This is a genomic window from Vibrio sp. Isolate24, assembly GCF_022398215.1.
GTDB classification, from domain to species: Bacteria; Pseudomonadota; Gammaproteobacteria; order Enterobacterales; family Vibrionaceae; genus Vibrio; species Vibrio coralliilyticus_A.
In genome coordinates this window covers 1-14982 of the sequence record NZ_JAKEUU010000003.1, presented here as the reverse complement: position 1 = coordinate 14982, position 14982 = coordinate 1, and the positions used below count along the sequence as shown (strand labels likewise).

Below are 14982 nucleotides of genomic sequence, written 5' to 3'. Positions count from 1 at the left end.
CTATTGGTATGACGATTAAGATTCTTCCAGCGCGGCTGGCTAACCAAATTGCGGCAGGGGAAGTGGTTGAGAGGCCGGCTTCTGTGGTCAAAGAGCTGGTTGAAAATAGTTTAGACTCTGGCGCGACCCGAATTGATGTTGATATCGAAAAAGGTGGTGCTAAGCTCATTCGTGTGCGTGATAACGGTAAAGGGATCATTAAAGATGAACTTGGACTAGCACTGAGTCGTCATGCCACGTCAAAGATCCACACTTTGGACGATCTGGAAGCGATCATGAGCCTAGGCTTTCGCGGTGAAGCGCTGGCCAGTATCAGTTCAGTTTCTCGTCTTACTCTGACTTCGCGTCCCGCGACACAAGATCAAGCTTGGTCTGCTTACAGCGAAGGCCGTGAGATGGCGGTCAAGTTGCAACCCACAGCACACCCTATTGGCACCTCTGTTGAAGTCTTGGATTTGTTTTTTAATACGCCGGCACGACGTAAATTTCTTCGCACAGAAAAGACTGAGTTCACTCATATCGATGAGCTGCTAAAGCGAATTGCCTTGAGTCGGTTTGATGTCACGATCAATTTGCGACACAACGGCAAGGTGATTAAACAGTACCGAGCGGCGAAGACTCAGCTCCAAGAAGAAAAACGCATTGCTGCTGTGTGTGGTAACCCGTTCGTGCGTAATATGTTGAAAATCGAACTCGAACATCAGGGGCTAAAGTTACATGGCTGGATCACAACACCGGAAGGTGCTCGTCAACAAAGTGATCTGCAGTACTGCTATGTGAATGGGCGGATGATGCGTGATAAATTGATCAATCACGCAATTCGTCAAAGCTATGAAAGCAGTCTACGGCCAGATCAGTTTGCGACTTATGTGTTATTTATTGAAATCGACCCACACCAAGTGGATGTCAATGTTCACCCGGCAAAACATGAGGTTCGTTTTCATCAAGCTCGCTTGGTTCACGATTTTATTTATCAGGCACTCAGTGACGCTCTAGTACAAAGTGCCCACATTGATAAACCTGAAATCAATGCATCCGCTTTCCACACAGAAAAGGATACGCAAACACAGGCAGAAAGTTCAGCACCTGCTGACTCTGTCAGCCATGAGGTGCCTGAGACTGTCTATCAAGCAATAGAGAAAGTTCCGGCTTATCCTGGGCAGCAAGACTATCAAGAAAAACGTCAGGCTCAACAGGTGAGAGAATCGATTCCAAGAGGTGACTGGGTTGAATCACGCTCGTCCTCTAAGCCTAAGGTTGCATCCGAAGAAAGATACGGAGAACCTGCGCCAAGCAAGCAAGAAGTCAAAGCATATAAGGAGTTATTAACAACTCCTCATCTCCCTCAAACCAGTCCATGCATCGAATTGGATGCGGAGGTTGATCGTTCATGTTTAACATCCGAGCAGGCTTGTCAATCCATTGAGGCGCTGGGCAAAGTGATTTGTGTGACTCAAGGACAATATGTGCTGATGGGAGATAAACAGGGGGCGAGATTAGTTTCACTGGCGAAAGCGGAATGGTTGCGTATTAAAGGGCAGTTATCGACCACTGGCGGTGGACTAAAAAGCCAGCCGCTGTTGGTCCCTTTGTCATTGAAGCTCAGCACAGTGCAGATTGAAGCCGCTCAGATTCACCAAGAAGCATTACTCCAGTTTGGTATAGAGTTGAAAAGTCGTCATGCATCTGCGTTGATGGTGATGGGGGTACCTCAACCACTTCGTCAGCAAAACTTGCAACAATTGATACCAGATCTGTTATCTTACGCCGCTTTGACGTCAGAGAGTGGGCAGAGATTGCAGCTCTCTGATTGGCTAACGAACCACGTCACACAGGTAAAAAACGACTACACTTTGTCGGAGGCGATACAAGTCATCGCTGAGATAGAGCAGTTGTGGCAAGGTAACCTCCCTTTGGATGACCGCAGCTTTGTGTATCCTGTTGATTTTTCTGCAACGATTGCAGCGATGAAGTTATGAATAATGAACTACCTTTGGCCCTTTTTTTAATGGGGCCAACCGCCTCTGGCAAAACCGACCTAGCTATCCGCTTGCGGAGAAAATATCCAGTAGAGATTATTTCTGTTGATTCTGCTTTGATTTACAAAGGGATGGATATAGGCACCGCGAAGCCAGATGAACAAGAGCAAGCACAGGCTCCACATCGACTGATTGATATTCTTGACCCAAGTGAAGCATACTCGGCAGCCGACTTTCGTCGTGATGCATTAAATGAAATGCATCACATTGTTGAGCAAGGAAAAATTCCATTGCTGGTAGGGGGCACCATGCTCTACTACAAAGCACTACTGGAAGGTTTATCACCTCTTCCGGCTGCAAACTCTGAAATACGCCAGCAAATTGAGCAGGAAGCATTGACTCATGGCTGGGACGTACTGCACGATCAACTGAAAGAGATCGATCCTGTTTCCGCTGAACGAATCCACCGAAATGATCCACAAAGATTGTCTAGGGCATTGGAAGTTTATCGAATTTCAGGTAAAACTCTTACTGAACTAACTCAAACGAAAGGTGAAAGCCTGCCGTTTAGAGTGAAACAGTTCGCGATAGCTCCCAAGGAAAGGGCAGAACTCCACCGCCGAATTGAGTTGAGATTCGACAAAATGATAGAAGCAGGGTTTGAACAGGAGATGCGAGGGCTGTACGCCCGAGACGATCTTCACGCTGATCTTCCTTCTATTCGTTGTGTCGGTTATCGGCAAATGTGGGACTATTTGGATGGGAATTGCACACTTGAAGATGCCATTTTTAAAGGTATCTGTGCGACCCGCCAGTTGGCCAAGCGACAAATCACCTGGTTGCGCAGCTGGGATGATTTAACTTGGTTAGATAGCGAAAACATAGAACAGGCTCTAGAAACCGTATCAAATGCCATAGCGTCTGAAGGTTTTAGCCGTGTATAATGTGATCGCTTTTGCGTGAATGTGCTCTGTAAAGGATCTGTTACTTGAAATTTGCTAGCAAAGCCGTCATAACAGGTAACGACAGGGTGTTTTTTATTCGTTTAGCTCAGATGCAAAGGCGCACCTAGTTTTTTCAGTGCACCACTAGCTAAATAACTAGAACAAAATTACAAAATAAGGAAAATAAAATGGCTAAGGGGCAATCTCTTCAAGACCCATTCTTAAATGCATTACGTCGTGAACGTATCCCAGTATCAATCTACCTAGTAAATGGAATTAAACTTCAAGGTCAGATTGAATCTTTCGATCAATTTGTGATCTTGCTGAAAAATACAGTAAATCAGATGGTATATAAACATGCTATCTCGACAGTTGTTCCTGCTCGTCCAGTTAGCCACCACAGCGGTGAGCGTCCTCAGGGCGGCGAGCGTCAGCAAGAGAAATCAGAAGATTAATTCTCTGAAAAAGAAAATTAGTATTATTTTAAGGAGTTGATTGCTTGTTTGACCGTTATGAAGCCGGTGAGCGAGCCGTACTTGTTCATATCAACTTCACGCAAGAAGGGGAGTGGGAAGATCTCAGTGAATTTGAAATGCTGGTATCTTCGGCTGGAGTCTCATCGTTACAAGTTGTAACCGGCAGTCGCCAGTCACCACACCCTAAATACTATGTCGGAGAGGGTAAAGCTCAGGAAATTGCCCAAGCGGTGCAACTTGCTGGCGCTGATATAGTGATATTCAATCACGCCCTTTCTCCTGCCCAAGAACGTAACCTAGAATCGTTGTGTAAATGTCGAGTGCTTGATCGCACCGGTCTTATCTTAGATATTTTTGCCCAACGCGCCCGAACACATGAAGGTAAATTACAAGTTGAGCTTGCTCAACTTCGTCATATTTCTACTCGACTTATTCGCGGTTGGACGCACCTTGAACGACAAAAAGGTGGTATTGGTTTACGTGGTCCAGGTGAAACTCAGCTAGAAACTGACCGACGTTTATTGCGTGATCGTATAAAGGCTATTTTGCGCCGCTTGGAAAAAGTGGCAAAACAGCGTGAACAAGGTCGCCGAGCCAGAAATCGAGCGGAAATCCCAACGATTTCTCTGGTTGGTTATACCAACGCGGGTAAATCCACCATGTTTAACCGCATTACTGAAGCGGGCGTATATGCAGCTGACCAGCTGTTTGCCACTTTGGATCCAACGTTGAGAAAGATTGAGCTTGCGGATGTAGGGACAGCCATTTTAGCTGACACGGTTGGGTTCATCCGACATTTACCCCATGATCTGGTTGCTGCTTTCAAAGCAACCCTGCAAGAAACTCAGGAAGCTGACATTTTGTTACATGTTGTCGATGCCAGTGATGAGCGTTTTCGTGAGAATATTCAGGCTGTTCATGAAGTGCTTGAAGAGATTGATGCCCATGAGGTGCCGGCTCTTCTAGTGATGAACAAAATTGACAATCTCGAAGATCAGAAACCTCGTATTGAAAGGGACGAAGAAGGTATTCCTCGTGCCGTTTGGGTTTCGGCAATGGAAGGCATTGGTATTGAACTGCTATTTGAAGCCCTGACTGAGCGTTTAGCCAGTCAAATGGTTCAATATCAATTGCGAATTCCGCCACAACATCAGGGGCGTATTCGTAGTACATTCTTCCAAATGAAATGTATTCAACGAGAAGAGTATGATCAGGATGGTAACTTGTTGATTGATGTTCGCATGCAGCAAGTGGATTGGTCTAGACTTGAAAAAAGAGAAGGGGCAGTTTTACGTGACTTTATAGTTACTTAAATGACTGCTACAGTATAACGTCATATCAAATGATGGAGCTTTCTAATGGCGTGGAATGAGCCTGGTAATAACAACGGCAACAATGGCCGCGATAACGACCCTTGGGGGAGTAATAATCGTGGTAACAAAGGTGGCCGTGATCAAGGACCGCCAGACTTAGACGAAGTATTTAATAAACTGAGTCAGAAACTGGGTGGAAAGTTTGGTGGTGGAAAAGGAGGCAAAGGATCTTCTATCGGCGGTGGCGGCGGTGCACTAGGTTTTGGTGTCATTGCAGTAATCGCGATAGCAATCTGGTTCTTCGCTGGCTTTTACACCATCGGTGAAGCTGAGCGTGGTGTCGTTCTACGACTGGGTAAATACGATCGAATCGTCGATCCTGGTCTGAACTGGCGTCCTCGCTTCATTGATGAAGTAACCCCTGTTAACGTACAGGCAATCCGCTCGCTACGTTCATCTGGTCTTATGTTGACGAAAGATGAAAATGTTGTGACCGTTGCTATGGATGTTCAGTACCGTGTTGCTGACCCGTATAAATACCTATTCCGCGTGACCAACGCTGATGACAGCTTACGCCAAGCGACAGATTCTGCGCTACGTGCTGTAATTGGTGACTCTTTGATGGACAGCATTTTGACCAGTGGTCGTTTGTCGATTCGTCAAAACACGCAGACAACACTCGAAGATATTGTCGCTAGCTATGATATGGGTATCGAAGTGGTCGCAGTTAACTTTGAAGATGCTCGTCCACCGGAAGAGGTTAAAGCTGCTTTCGATGATGCCACGGCATCTCGAGAAGACGCACAGCGATTTAAGCGTGAAGCGGAAGCGTATCAAAACGATATTATCCCTAAAGCTAAAGGCCGTGCAGAGCGACTGCTAAAAGAAGCGCAGGGTTATAGTGAGCGAGTCACGAATGCCGCCTTAGGTGAAGTTGCTCAGTTCGAAAAACTGCTACCAGAGTATCAAGCAGCTCCTGAGGTTACCCGTAATCGTCTGTACTTAGATACTATGGAGCAAGTCTACTCCAATACTTCTAAAGTCCTGATTGACTCAGAGTCGAGTGGTAACCTTCTATACTTGCCGATCGATAAGCTGGCAGGTCAAGAAGGTAAAGCACAAACTAATCGTAAATCGAAATCTTCTTCGTATGATCAAATCGAACTGGAGCCTCAACGCACAGAGACAACCTCAGATTCACAATCTCGTTCAACGGGTTCACGTCAAGGGAGATATTAAGAATGCGTAAGTTAATGATCCCTGTACTAGTCGTCGCACTGGTTTTGATGCTGATGTCGCTATTTGTCATCCCTGAAGGTGAGCGCGGTATTGTCATTCGCTTCGGTCGTGTGTTGAAAGACAACAATGAGATTGCACGAATTTATGAACCGGGCTTACATTTCAAGATGCCATTGTTTGATCGTGTAAGAACATTAGATGCACGTATCCAAACTATGGATGGCCGTTCGGATCGTTTCGTTACGTCCGAGAAAAAAGACGTAATCATTGATTCCTACGTGAAATGGCGTATCGAAGATTTCGGTCAGTATTATCTTGCAACCGGTGGCGGTAATTCATCAACGGCACAAGCTCTTTTGAGTCGTAAAGTGACCGATGTACTTCGTTCTGAAATTGGTTCGCGTGAAATTAAGCAGATTGTTTCAGGCCCGCGCAATGACGATGTCTTACCGGATAGTGCTGATAGTGAAGTTGTAACGACTAAAGCAGCAAAAGAGGCCTTAGAAGTTGATGGTGAGCGCGATATCATTATGAAAAATGTACTGAATGATACGCGTAAAGATGCCATGGAAGACTTAGGTATTCATGTCTTCGACTTCCGCATGAAGAAAATTAACCTTCCGGACAGCATTAGTAAGTCAATATACGATCGTATGAGAGCTGAACGTGAGTCGGTTGCAAGGCAATTCCGTTCTCAAGGTCGTGAGCAAGCTGAAATTATTCGCGCTCAAGCTGAACTTGAAGTGGCGACCATTTTGGCTGAAGCAGACAAAACAGCTCGTGTGACACGAGGTGCGGCGGATGCAGAAGCTGCGAAGGTTTATTCTGAAGCGTATAACAAAGCTCCTGAGTTTTACAGTTTCCTACGTTCACTAAAAGCGTACGAAGAATCATTCAGTGAGAAGAGTGATATTTTGGTGTTAGATCCTAAGAGTGAGTTCTTCCAGTACATGAACAACTCAGCAGGCGCTCCAGCAAAATAAACTCAAATTTATAAATAGCAAAGGCTCCTTCACGGAGCCTTTATTTTTTCGAGGGAATCATGATGTCAAACTCACTTTGGATAGCGCTTGGTCTGGTGTTAATTGTTGAAGGAATCGGGCCTTTAATTGCCCCGAATGGTTGGCGCAACATGGTTGCGCAATTGAGTGAACAGCCGAACAATCAATTGAGGCGTATTGGTGGGGGTCTAGTGGTTGCAGGCGCTGTTATTGCTTACGTGTTCAGTTAGTAATGAGGTGGTGGAGTTTCTTCGGATGGATCGGCCATATTCGAAGTATCCATATTCTTGACTTTACCCACTACGTACTTCATCTGATCTTGCATTTTTGTGATCAGCAACTGTTGTTGGCTCAACGCATCGTTAAGTGAATCAATGGTTTGCTCTTGAAACGCCAATTGGCACTCCATGTCATTGATACGGTTTTCTAGTTCTGCTACACGCTTTTCGGTCATGATTAGTCGTCCACATTCCAAGCTTGGGCTATTCCTGCGGATGTGCCCGATATTACTCGATTCTGGTTGTCAAAGGCTGCATCATACACCACTGCGCGTGGAGGGCGAGTATCTTTTAACGGCTCAGCTTCAAATCCATCGACACGTTTGCCCGTATTGGTTTCCCAGACCATAATTCGGCTTGAAGGTGTTCCTGTCACCAAGTATTGGCCATCATCTGAAAAGCGGGCTGTAGAAAAGATCAATTGACGCGAAAAGCTTCGCAGCTGCGATAATTTCTCCCCAGTACGTAGGTTCCAAATAATTGCTTGGTTTCCACCATCGGACGTAAAGGCATAAAGACCATCTCTTTGTAAGGCAACGCGATTAATTCGTTGCTCGTGTTCGAAGCTTTTGAGAATCTGACCTGTACGGGTATCCCATAAGTAGGCGGTGTAATCATTGCCACCAGATAACGCAAAACGACCATTGGGTGAAAGTGCCACGGAGTTGACTTTTTCATTGTGGGCAAGGAACTCTAGTCGTCTTCCGGTGACTAAGTTGACGTAAATGGCTTTGCCATTCGATAAACCAAGCAGTACTTGTTCGCCGTTACTAGCAATATCAACGTCACGAATCAGTCCGTCAGATATCGACCATAGCCCTTGAGCTTGGGTCCAAGCCAAATCCCAAACAGCAAAGTTTATTTGTGTTGCGGTGACGGCAAATCGGCCATTATCTGAGATACGGATTCGAGAAACGGTACTCGCTTGAGGATCTTGTTCACCTAATGAGGCAAGCTGCTGGCTTTCATAGAGATCCCACAGTACTAGTTGATGCTCTTTGGAGTACAATAGGGCGAAGCGGGCATCTCGGCTTAAGGCGAAGCTAGTTGTTCCTAGGGGCTCTATAACCCAACGTTGATCATCTTGCGTGGAGAAAAAGCAACCATTTAACGTTGTGATGACAAACGTAAGTAATAGAGTATGAAAAATAGTTCGCATTAAATACAAAGATCCGCTTTAGTTAACGTTTAATTAAAACGCATATTGGTTATAGTGGTACAACATGCTTATAAGCACCAGTCGAAATTAAAGATTTGTGCGCAAAGACAAATGGTTAGCCATTAATTGGAGAATTCAATGAAATCTATTTTTAAGGTGTCACTGCTTGCAGCAACAGTAATGTTGGCGGTTGGCTGTCAGAAAGAAGAAGCTAAAACAGAGGCTGCACCAGCAGCAGAACAAGTGCAAGCAGAAGCCGGTAAAACGGTTCACTTTAAAACCGACGATGAAAAAGCGGCTTACGCAATTGGCGTATCATTCGCAAACTATCTAAACACTAGTCTAGATAAGCCAAACGAGATTGGTATCAATCTAGATAAAGACCTTGTACTTAAAGGCATTGAACATGTGTTTGCGGGTAGCCCTGAGCTAAATGAAGAAGAAACACGCGCAGCCCTTGAATCGCTAGATAAGCGTGTTGCTGAAACAATGCAAAAGCAAGCGGCAGAAAAAGCAGCTGAAGCGAAGAAAGCAGGCGATGACTTCCGTGCTGACTTTGAAAAGCAAGAAGGCGTGAAGAAGACAGAATCTGGCCTATTGTATCAAGTCATGACTCCTGCCGAAGGCGACCAGCCTAAAGATACTGATACTGTACAAGTCCATTATAAAGGCACTTTAATCGACGGTACTCAGTTTGATAGTTCATACGACCGTGGTGAACCTGCGACTTTCCCACTGAACCGTGTGATTTCAGGTTGGACGGAAGGTGTGCAGCTGATGCCTGTTGGCTCTAAATTCAAGTTCGTTATTCCGCCAGAGCTAGCATATGGTGAGCAAGACACGCCAAGTATTCCTGCTAACTCGACACTTGTCTTCGAAGTTGAATTACTGAAAATCGATAACGGTGAAGGTGAGCAAGCGGTTCAATAAGCCACTTCCCTCTGAAATAAACCCAAAGGCCTGATGAAAATCAGGCCTTTTTTCATTTTTTGGCGCTGTATCGCGTGAATAGTTTGTTCTAAATCACTAGATAGTGGCATTGCTAGATGTTCAATTCAAAATTTCTGATAAACTTACACCAATTTGTTGATTTTTCGCTCGAAGGCTTAAAAAGTGACAACTACAGACACAGTTAACACGGATATGTTGCTCGAAATGGAATCTGTCAATGTGATGCCATTTAGCGAGCACGATAAAATTATTCTCAGATCGTATGAAGCCGTGGTGGACGGTATCGCCAGTCTTATCGGCCCTTTTTGTGAAATCGTTCTGCATTCTTTGGAAGATCTCAATACGTCAGCCATTAAAATTGCCAATGGTGAAAATACGGGTCGTCAGGTTGGCTCACCCATCACTGATCTAGCGTTGAAAATGCTGCGAGATATCGAAGGCTCTGAGCGTAATTTCTCCCGTTCATATTTTACTCGTGCGAAAGGTGGCGTGTTGATGAAGTCGATTACGGTTGCGATCCGTAATGGTGAGAACCGAGTGATCGGCCTGCTATGTATCAACGTTAATCTTGACGCGCCTTTTTCTCAGGTACTGCAATCTTTCATGCCAACAGAAGAAGCTAAGCAAGCTGCATCGTCAGTGAATTTTGCCAGCGATGTCGAAGAACTGGTTGATCAGACGGTTGAACGCACAATTGAAGAGATCAATGCGGATAAGTCAGTATCAAACAATACCAAAAATCGTCAGATTGTGATGGAGCTGTACGACAAAGGGATTTTTGATATTAAAGATGCAATAAACCGTGTCGCAGATCGTTTAAATATCTCTAAGCACACCGTCTATCTTTATATTCGTCAGCGTAAAACTGAGGACGACGAAAGTTGAGTGCATTGAGCTATACCTTAGTCGTCAATGGGCCGGTATATGGTAGTCAGTCGGCTAGAACGGCTTATCAATTTGCACGCAGCCTGATTACTAAAGGGCATCAATTGGTCAGTGTATTCTTTTACCAAGATGGCGTGACCAATGGCACAGCACTCAGCGTCCCTGCTAATGATGAGTTTGATTTGGTGAAGGCGTGGCAAGCTCTAGCTACAGAGCATAATGTGCGGTTAGAAACGTGTGTGGCGGCAGCGCAGCGCCGTGGGATTGTCAGTCAGGATGAATCCAATCAGCACAACTTAATCCAAAGTAATTTGGCCGATGGCTTCCATCAAGCGGGCTTAGGTAGTTTGGCGGAAGCCATGCTGACACAAGATAGGGTTGTACAGTTTTGAGTCAGTTAACCTACTTATTTCGTAGCGCTCCGCATGGAAGTGCATCTGGACGTGAAGGTGTTGATGCTTTATTAGCCGCATCCGCATATTGTGAAGATATTAGCGTACTGTTTATAGGGGATGGTGTTTATCAGTTGATTGCCGGTCAGCAAACCAGTGACATCCTGAGTAAAGATTATTCACCTATGTTGAAGCTGTTCGATCTTTACGATATAGAGCAAGTGTATGTATGCGCGCAATCTCTGGCTGAGCGTGGTCTGGCGCAAGCGGATTTGATTATTGATGCTCAATTGCTCGACGACGATGAGCTCAAAACGCAGATACATAGTGCGAGAAAAATACTTTCATTCTAGAGGTCTTATGTTACACATCGTCAAATCCGTAGCGGCTGTAGAAGAGGTGAGAAAAGTATCTAAAGAGAGCGACACCTTACTGTTTATTGAAAATGCCGTTTATGCACTCAACCCTCAACACAGGTCATACCCCATGGTAAAAGGCTTCAATATCGCAGCACTTCGCAGTGATTTAGAAGCGCGTGGCATCCTTAATCGCGTCAGCCCTTCAGTTGAGGTTATCGGCTATGATGGGTTTGTTGATCTTACTGTGGCACAGGAAACTTCTCTGACTTGGGATTAGCCTTATCCTCTTTTCAATCGGTGTGGAAGAACATTTACGGTATGAAGGTTTGAGTTGAACAAAAAAGATCCGTATATTTCTTGACACACCTCTCACTGCTGCATAGAATTTTGCGTCCCTAATTGCCATTGGTGATTAGGGATAGATTTTTCACAAAGCTTACTTTCAAGTAAATCAGGAGCTAGTTAATGGCAACTATTAACCAGTTGGTACGTAAGCCTCGTGCAAAGCAGGTTGTTAAAAGCAACGTGCCTGCACTAGAAGCGTGTCCACAAAAACGTGGTGTATGTACTCGTGTTTACACTACTACACCTAAAAAACCTAACTCAGCACTTCGTAAAGTATGTCGTGTTCGTCTAACGAACGGCTTCGAAGTGACTTCGTACATCGGTGGTGAAGGTCACAACCTTCAAGAGCACTCAGTTGTTCTAATCCGTGGCGGTCGTGTTAAAGACCTTCCGGGTGTACGTTACCACACAGTTCGCGGTGCACTAGACTGTGCTGGCGTTAACGACCGTAAACAAGGTCGTTCTAAGTACGGTGTGAAGCGTCCAAAATCTTAATGGTATCCGTTAAGTAAGGCCAAACACTAAATTAAATTTAATTTTTGAAGAAACTGAAAAGTTTTGGATAACCTGAAGAAGACAACGGAGAAAATCCATGCCACGTCGTCGCGTCATCGGTCAGCGTAAGATCCTTCCAGATCCAAAGTTCAAATCTGAACTGCTGGCAAAATTCGTTAACATCCTTATGGTTGACGGTAAAAAATCTACTGCAGAGAAAATTGTTTACACTGCACTAGATGCAATGGCTGAGAAATCTGGTAAAGATCACTTAGCTGTATTTGAAGAAGCTCTTGAAAATGTTCGCCCTGCGGTAGAGGTTAAATCTCGTCGCGTGGGTGGTTCAACTTACCAAGTACCTGTAGAAGTACGTCCGGTTCGCCGTAACGCACTTGCTATGCGTTGGGTAGTTGAAGCTGCGCGTAAGCGTGGTGAAAAATCTATGGCTCAACGCCTAGCTGCTGAAATGCTAGATGCGTCTGAGAACAAAGGTACTGCTGTTAAGAAACGTGAAGACGTTCACCGTATGGCAGAAGCGAACAAAGCATTCGCTCATTACCGCTGGTAATACCTTTCAGTGCCGCGAGAACCCTCGCGGCGCAACTCTAGTTCCTATGCGCAAGCTTAGGAACTATTGCTATATCTAGGGCACGTGAAAATTGCCATGAGCAGGCTAAAATGCAACTAGAAATAGCAATAGTCCCTAATTCAAGAGGATTCAATCGTGGCTCGTAAAACACCTATTGAGCGCTACCGTAACATTGGTATCGTCGCTCACGTAGACGCAGGTAAAACAACCACAAGTGAACGTATTCTGTTCTACACCGGCCTTTCTCATAAAATCGGTGAAGTTCACGATGGTGCTGCTACCATGGACTGGATGGAGCAGGAGCAAGAGCGTGGTATCACAATCACCTCAGCGGCTACGACCACTTTCTGGCGTGGTATGGATGCACAATTCCAAGACCACCGCATCAACATTATCGATACTCCTGGACACGTAGATTTCACTATCGAAGTAGAGCGTTCACTTCGCGTACTTGATGGTGCTGTCGTAGTGTTCTGTGGTTCATCGGGTGTTGAACCTCAATCTGAAACTGTATGGCGTCAAGCTGACAAGTACCACGTTCCTCGTATGGTATTTGTTAACAAGATGGACCGTGCAGGTGCTGACTTCCTTCGTGTTGTTGATCAAATCAAAAACCGTCTTGGTGCGAACCCTGTTCCTATCCAACTTAATGTTGGTGCGGAAGAAGACTTCAAGGGTGTTATTGACCTAATCAAGATGAAGATGATCAACTGGAGTGAAGCTGATCAAGGTACAACTTTTACTTACGAAGACATTCCAGCGGACATGCTTGAGCTTGCTGAAGAGTGGCACAACAACCTTGTTGAGTCAGCGGCAGAAGCTAGCGAAGAGCTAATGGATAAGTATCTTGAAGAAGGCGAACTAACGGAAGCTGAAATCAAGCAAGCATTACGTACTCGTACACTAAACAATGAAATCGTACTGGCCACTTGTGGTAGTGCGTTTAAGAACAAAGGTGTTCAAGCGGTACTCGATGCAGTAGTCGAATTTTTACCATCGCCAATTGACGTTCCAGCGATCAAAGGTGTGGATGACAACGACAACGAAGTTGAGCGTCATGCAGACGACAACGAGCCGTTCTCAGCACTAGCATTTAAAATCGCGACAGACCCGTTTGTAGGTACGCTAACCTTTATGCGTGTTTACTCTGGTGTGGTTAACTCTGGCGATGCTGTTTACAACTCTGTTAAACAGAAGAAAGAACGCTTTGGCCGTATCGTACAGATGCACTCAAACAAGCGTGATGAAATTAAAGAAGTTCGCGCAGGTGATATTGCTGCGGCAATCGGCCTGAAAGACGTAACTACAGGTGACACACTATGTGACCAGAACCACAAGGTGATTCTGGAGCGCATGGAGTTCCCTGACCCAGTAATTCAGATCGCGGTAGAGCCTCGCTCTGTTGCCGATCAAGAAAAGATGGCTATTGCGCTAGGTAAACTAGCCGCAGAAGACCCGTCTTTCCGCGTCGAAACGGATGACGAAACAGGTCAGACACTGATCTCTGGTATGGGTGAACTTCACCTAGATATCATCGTTGACCGTATGAAACGTGAATTCAGCGTTGACTGTAATGTTGGTAAACCTCAGGTTGCTTATCGAGAGACGATTCGTGGTAACGCGGAAGTTGAAGGTAAATTTGTACGTCAATCTGGTGGTCGTGGTCAGTATGGTCACGTATGGATCAAACTGGAGCCATCTGAACCTGGTGAAGGTTTTGTCTTTGTTGACGAAATTGTGGGTGGTGTTGTTCCTAAGGAATACATCAGTTCGGTAGCGAAAGGTATCGAAGAGCAAATGAACAGTGGTGTTCTAGCGGGTTACCCGGTTCTAGACATTAAAGCAACACTGTTTGATGGTTCTTACCACGATGTTGACTCTAACGAGATGGCGTTTAAGATCGCTGGCTCGATGGCATTCAAGAAGGGTTCATTAGAAGCACAGCCTGTACTTCTTGAGCCAATGATGAATGTTGAAGTAACTACGCCTGAAGATTGGATGGGTGACGTTGTTGGTGACCTAAACCGCCGTCGCGGTATGATCGAAGGTATGGACGATGGTGTGGCTGGTATTAAGATCATCCGCGCTCAAGTACCACTATCTGAGATGTTTGGTTACGCAACTGATCTACGTTCTGCAACTCAAGGCCGTGCGTCTTATTCTATGGAGTTTAACGAGTACGCTGAAGTACCGAAAAACTTTGCAGATAAAATCATTGCAGACCGTGGTTACTAATAAATCGTATTAACCTTTAAAAATAGCAAGACTTTTTTAAAGATCAATACGTCCAAATATTGCGCTGACGGACGTTGACGCATAAAATAGCAAATTCTGGCGCGTCGTGATCAATAATGTTCGCGGCGAATCATAACTAGGAAGGAACACGATCGTGTCTAAAGAAAAATTTGAACGTACTAAACCGCACGTTAACGTTGGTACTATCGGCCACGTTGACCACGGTAAAACAACTCTAACTGCTGCAATCTGTACAACTCTTGCTAAAGTGTACGGCGGTGAAGCGAAAGACTTCGCATCAATCGATAACGCTCCAGAAGAGCGTGAGCGCGGTATCACAAT

18 protein-coding genes are annotated in these 14982 nt (G+C 45.2%); 16 read left to right on the top strand and 2 right to left on the bottom strand.

Translation table 11 applies throughout. The features are described from left to right. Positions 1–8: 8 nt before the first annotated feature. From mutL to L1D23_RS12785, 7 genes are all read left to right on the top strand, one after another. Complete coding sequence (mutL, locus tag L1D23_RS12815) at positions 9–1979, top strand: DNA mismatch repair endonuclease MutL (RefSeq protein WP_239866835.1); 1971 nt, start codon at positions 9–11, stop codon at positions 1977–1979. Continuing rightward, entirely contained in the window at positions 1976–2923 is a 948-nt protein-coding gene (gene miaA, locus L1D23_RS12810) for a tRNA (adenosine(37)-N6)-dimethylallyltransferase MiaA (RefSeq protein WP_239866834.1), read from the top strand. Before mutL ends, miaA begins: the two co-directional genes overlap by 4 nt. Before the next feature lie 188 nt (positions 2924–3111). Beyond that, a complete protein-coding gene (hfq, locus tag L1D23_RS12805; RefSeq protein WP_006957051.1) occupies positions 3112–3378 on the top strand; it encodes an RNA chaperone Hfq in 267 nt (88 codons plus the stop codon). A 44-nt stretch (positions 3379–3422) separates the two neighbouring features. Further along, on the top strand, positions 3423–4712 hold the full coding sequence (gene hflX / locus L1D23_RS12800; RefSeq protein WP_239866832.1) for a ribosome rescue GTPase HflX: 1290 nt from the start codon (positions 3423–3425) through the stop codon (positions 4710–4712). A gap of 45 nt (positions 4713–4757) precedes the next feature. After that, complete coding sequence (gene hflK / locus L1D23_RS12795; protein WP_239838070.1) at positions 4758–5951, top strand: FtsH protease activity modulator HflK; 1194 nt, start codon at positions 4758–4760, stop codon at positions 5949–5951. Between the two features lie 2 nt (positions 5952–5953). Further along, positions 5954–6934: a protease modulator HflC gene (gene hflC, locus L1D23_RS12790; protein WP_239838071.1), complete on the top strand. Its 981-nt coding sequence runs from the start codon at positions 5954–5956 to the stop codon at positions 6932–6934. Between the two features lie 62 nt (positions 6935–6996). After that, positions 6997–7182 carry a DUF2065 domain-containing protein gene (locus L1D23_RS12785; RefSeq protein ID WP_239866830.1) on the top strand — a complete coding sequence of 62 codons (186 nt, stop codon included), beginning with the start codon at positions 6997–6999 and terminating at the stop codon, positions 7180–7182. On the opposite strand, the gene L1D23_RS12780 is transcribed toward L1D23_RS12785, so the two are convergent. Next, positions 7179–7406: a SlyX family protein gene (locus L1D23_RS12780; RefSeq protein ID WP_239838072.1), complete on the bottom strand. Its 228-nt coding sequence runs from the start codon at positions 7404–7406 to the stop codon at positions 7179–7181. The two genes, L1D23_RS12785 and L1D23_RS12780, sit on opposite strands and share 4 nt — an antisense overlap. A 2-nt stretch (positions 7407–7408) precedes the next feature. Further along, a complete protein-coding gene (locus L1D23_RS12775; RefSeq protein ID WP_239838073.1) occupies positions 7409–8389 on the bottom strand; it encodes a hypothetical protein in 981 nt (326 codons plus the stop codon). Positions 8390–8527: 138 nt separating this feature from the next. Here L1D23_RS12775 and fkpA point away from each other — a divergent pair, with 138 nt between their 5' ends. From fkpA to L1D23_RS12730, 9 genes are all read left to right on the top strand, one after another. Next, positions 8528–9319, top strand: a complete 792-nt coding sequence (gene fkpA / locus L1D23_RS12770) for an FKBP-type peptidyl-prolyl cis-trans isomerase (RefSeq protein WP_239866829.1) — start codon at positions 8528–8530, stop codon at positions 9317–9319. 183 nt (positions 9320–9502) lie between these two features. Continuing rightward, entirely contained in the window at positions 9503–10225 is a 723-nt protein-coding gene (locus L1D23_RS12765) for a transcriptional regulator (RefSeq protein WP_019275011.1), read from the top strand. Beyond that, positions 10222–10617, top strand: a complete 396-nt coding sequence (gene tusD / locus L1D23_RS12760; protein WP_239866827.1) for a sulfurtransferase complex subunit TusD — start codon at positions 10222–10224, stop codon at positions 10615–10617. The genes L1D23_RS12765 and tusD overlap by 4 nt, the downstream gene beginning before the upstream one ends. Next, entirely contained in the window at positions 10614–10970 is a 357-nt protein-coding gene (gene tusC, locus L1D23_RS12755) for a sulfurtransferase complex subunit TusC (protein WP_239866824.1), read from the top strand. Before tusD ends, tusC begins: the two co-directional genes overlap by 4 nt. A 7-nt stretch (positions 10971–10977) precedes the next feature. Further along, positions 10978–11253 carry a sulfurtransferase complex subunit TusB gene (gene tusB / locus L1D23_RS12750; protein ID WP_239866821.1) on the top strand — a complete coding sequence of 92 codons (276 nt, stop codon included), beginning with the start codon at positions 10978–10980 and terminating at the stop codon, positions 11251–11253. 188 nt (positions 11254–11441) lie between these two features. After that, complete coding sequence (gene rpsL, locus L1D23_RS12745) at positions 11442–11816, top strand: 30S ribosomal protein S12 (protein WP_004399892.1); 375 nt, start codon at positions 11442–11444, stop codon at positions 11814–11816. 97 nt (positions 11817–11913) lie between these two features. Continuing rightward, positions 11914–12384 carry a 30S ribosomal protein S7 gene (rpsG, locus tag L1D23_RS12740; protein WP_006957063.1) on the top strand — a complete coding sequence of 157 codons (471 nt, stop codon included), beginning with the start codon at positions 11914–11916 and terminating at the stop codon, positions 12382–12384. A gap of 156 nt (positions 12385–12540) precedes the next feature. Further along, positions 12541–14640 (top strand): elongation factor G, encoded by a 2100-nt coding sequence (gene fusA, locus L1D23_RS12735; RefSeq protein WP_019275016.1) that lies wholly within the window; start codon positions 12541–12543, stop codon positions 14638–14640. A 154-nt stretch (positions 14641–14794) separates the two neighbouring features. Continuing rightward, positions 14795–14982: GTP-binding protein (locus L1D23_RS12730; RefSeq protein ID WP_232425018.1), on the top strand; the 188-nt coding region annotated here is incomplete at its 3' end.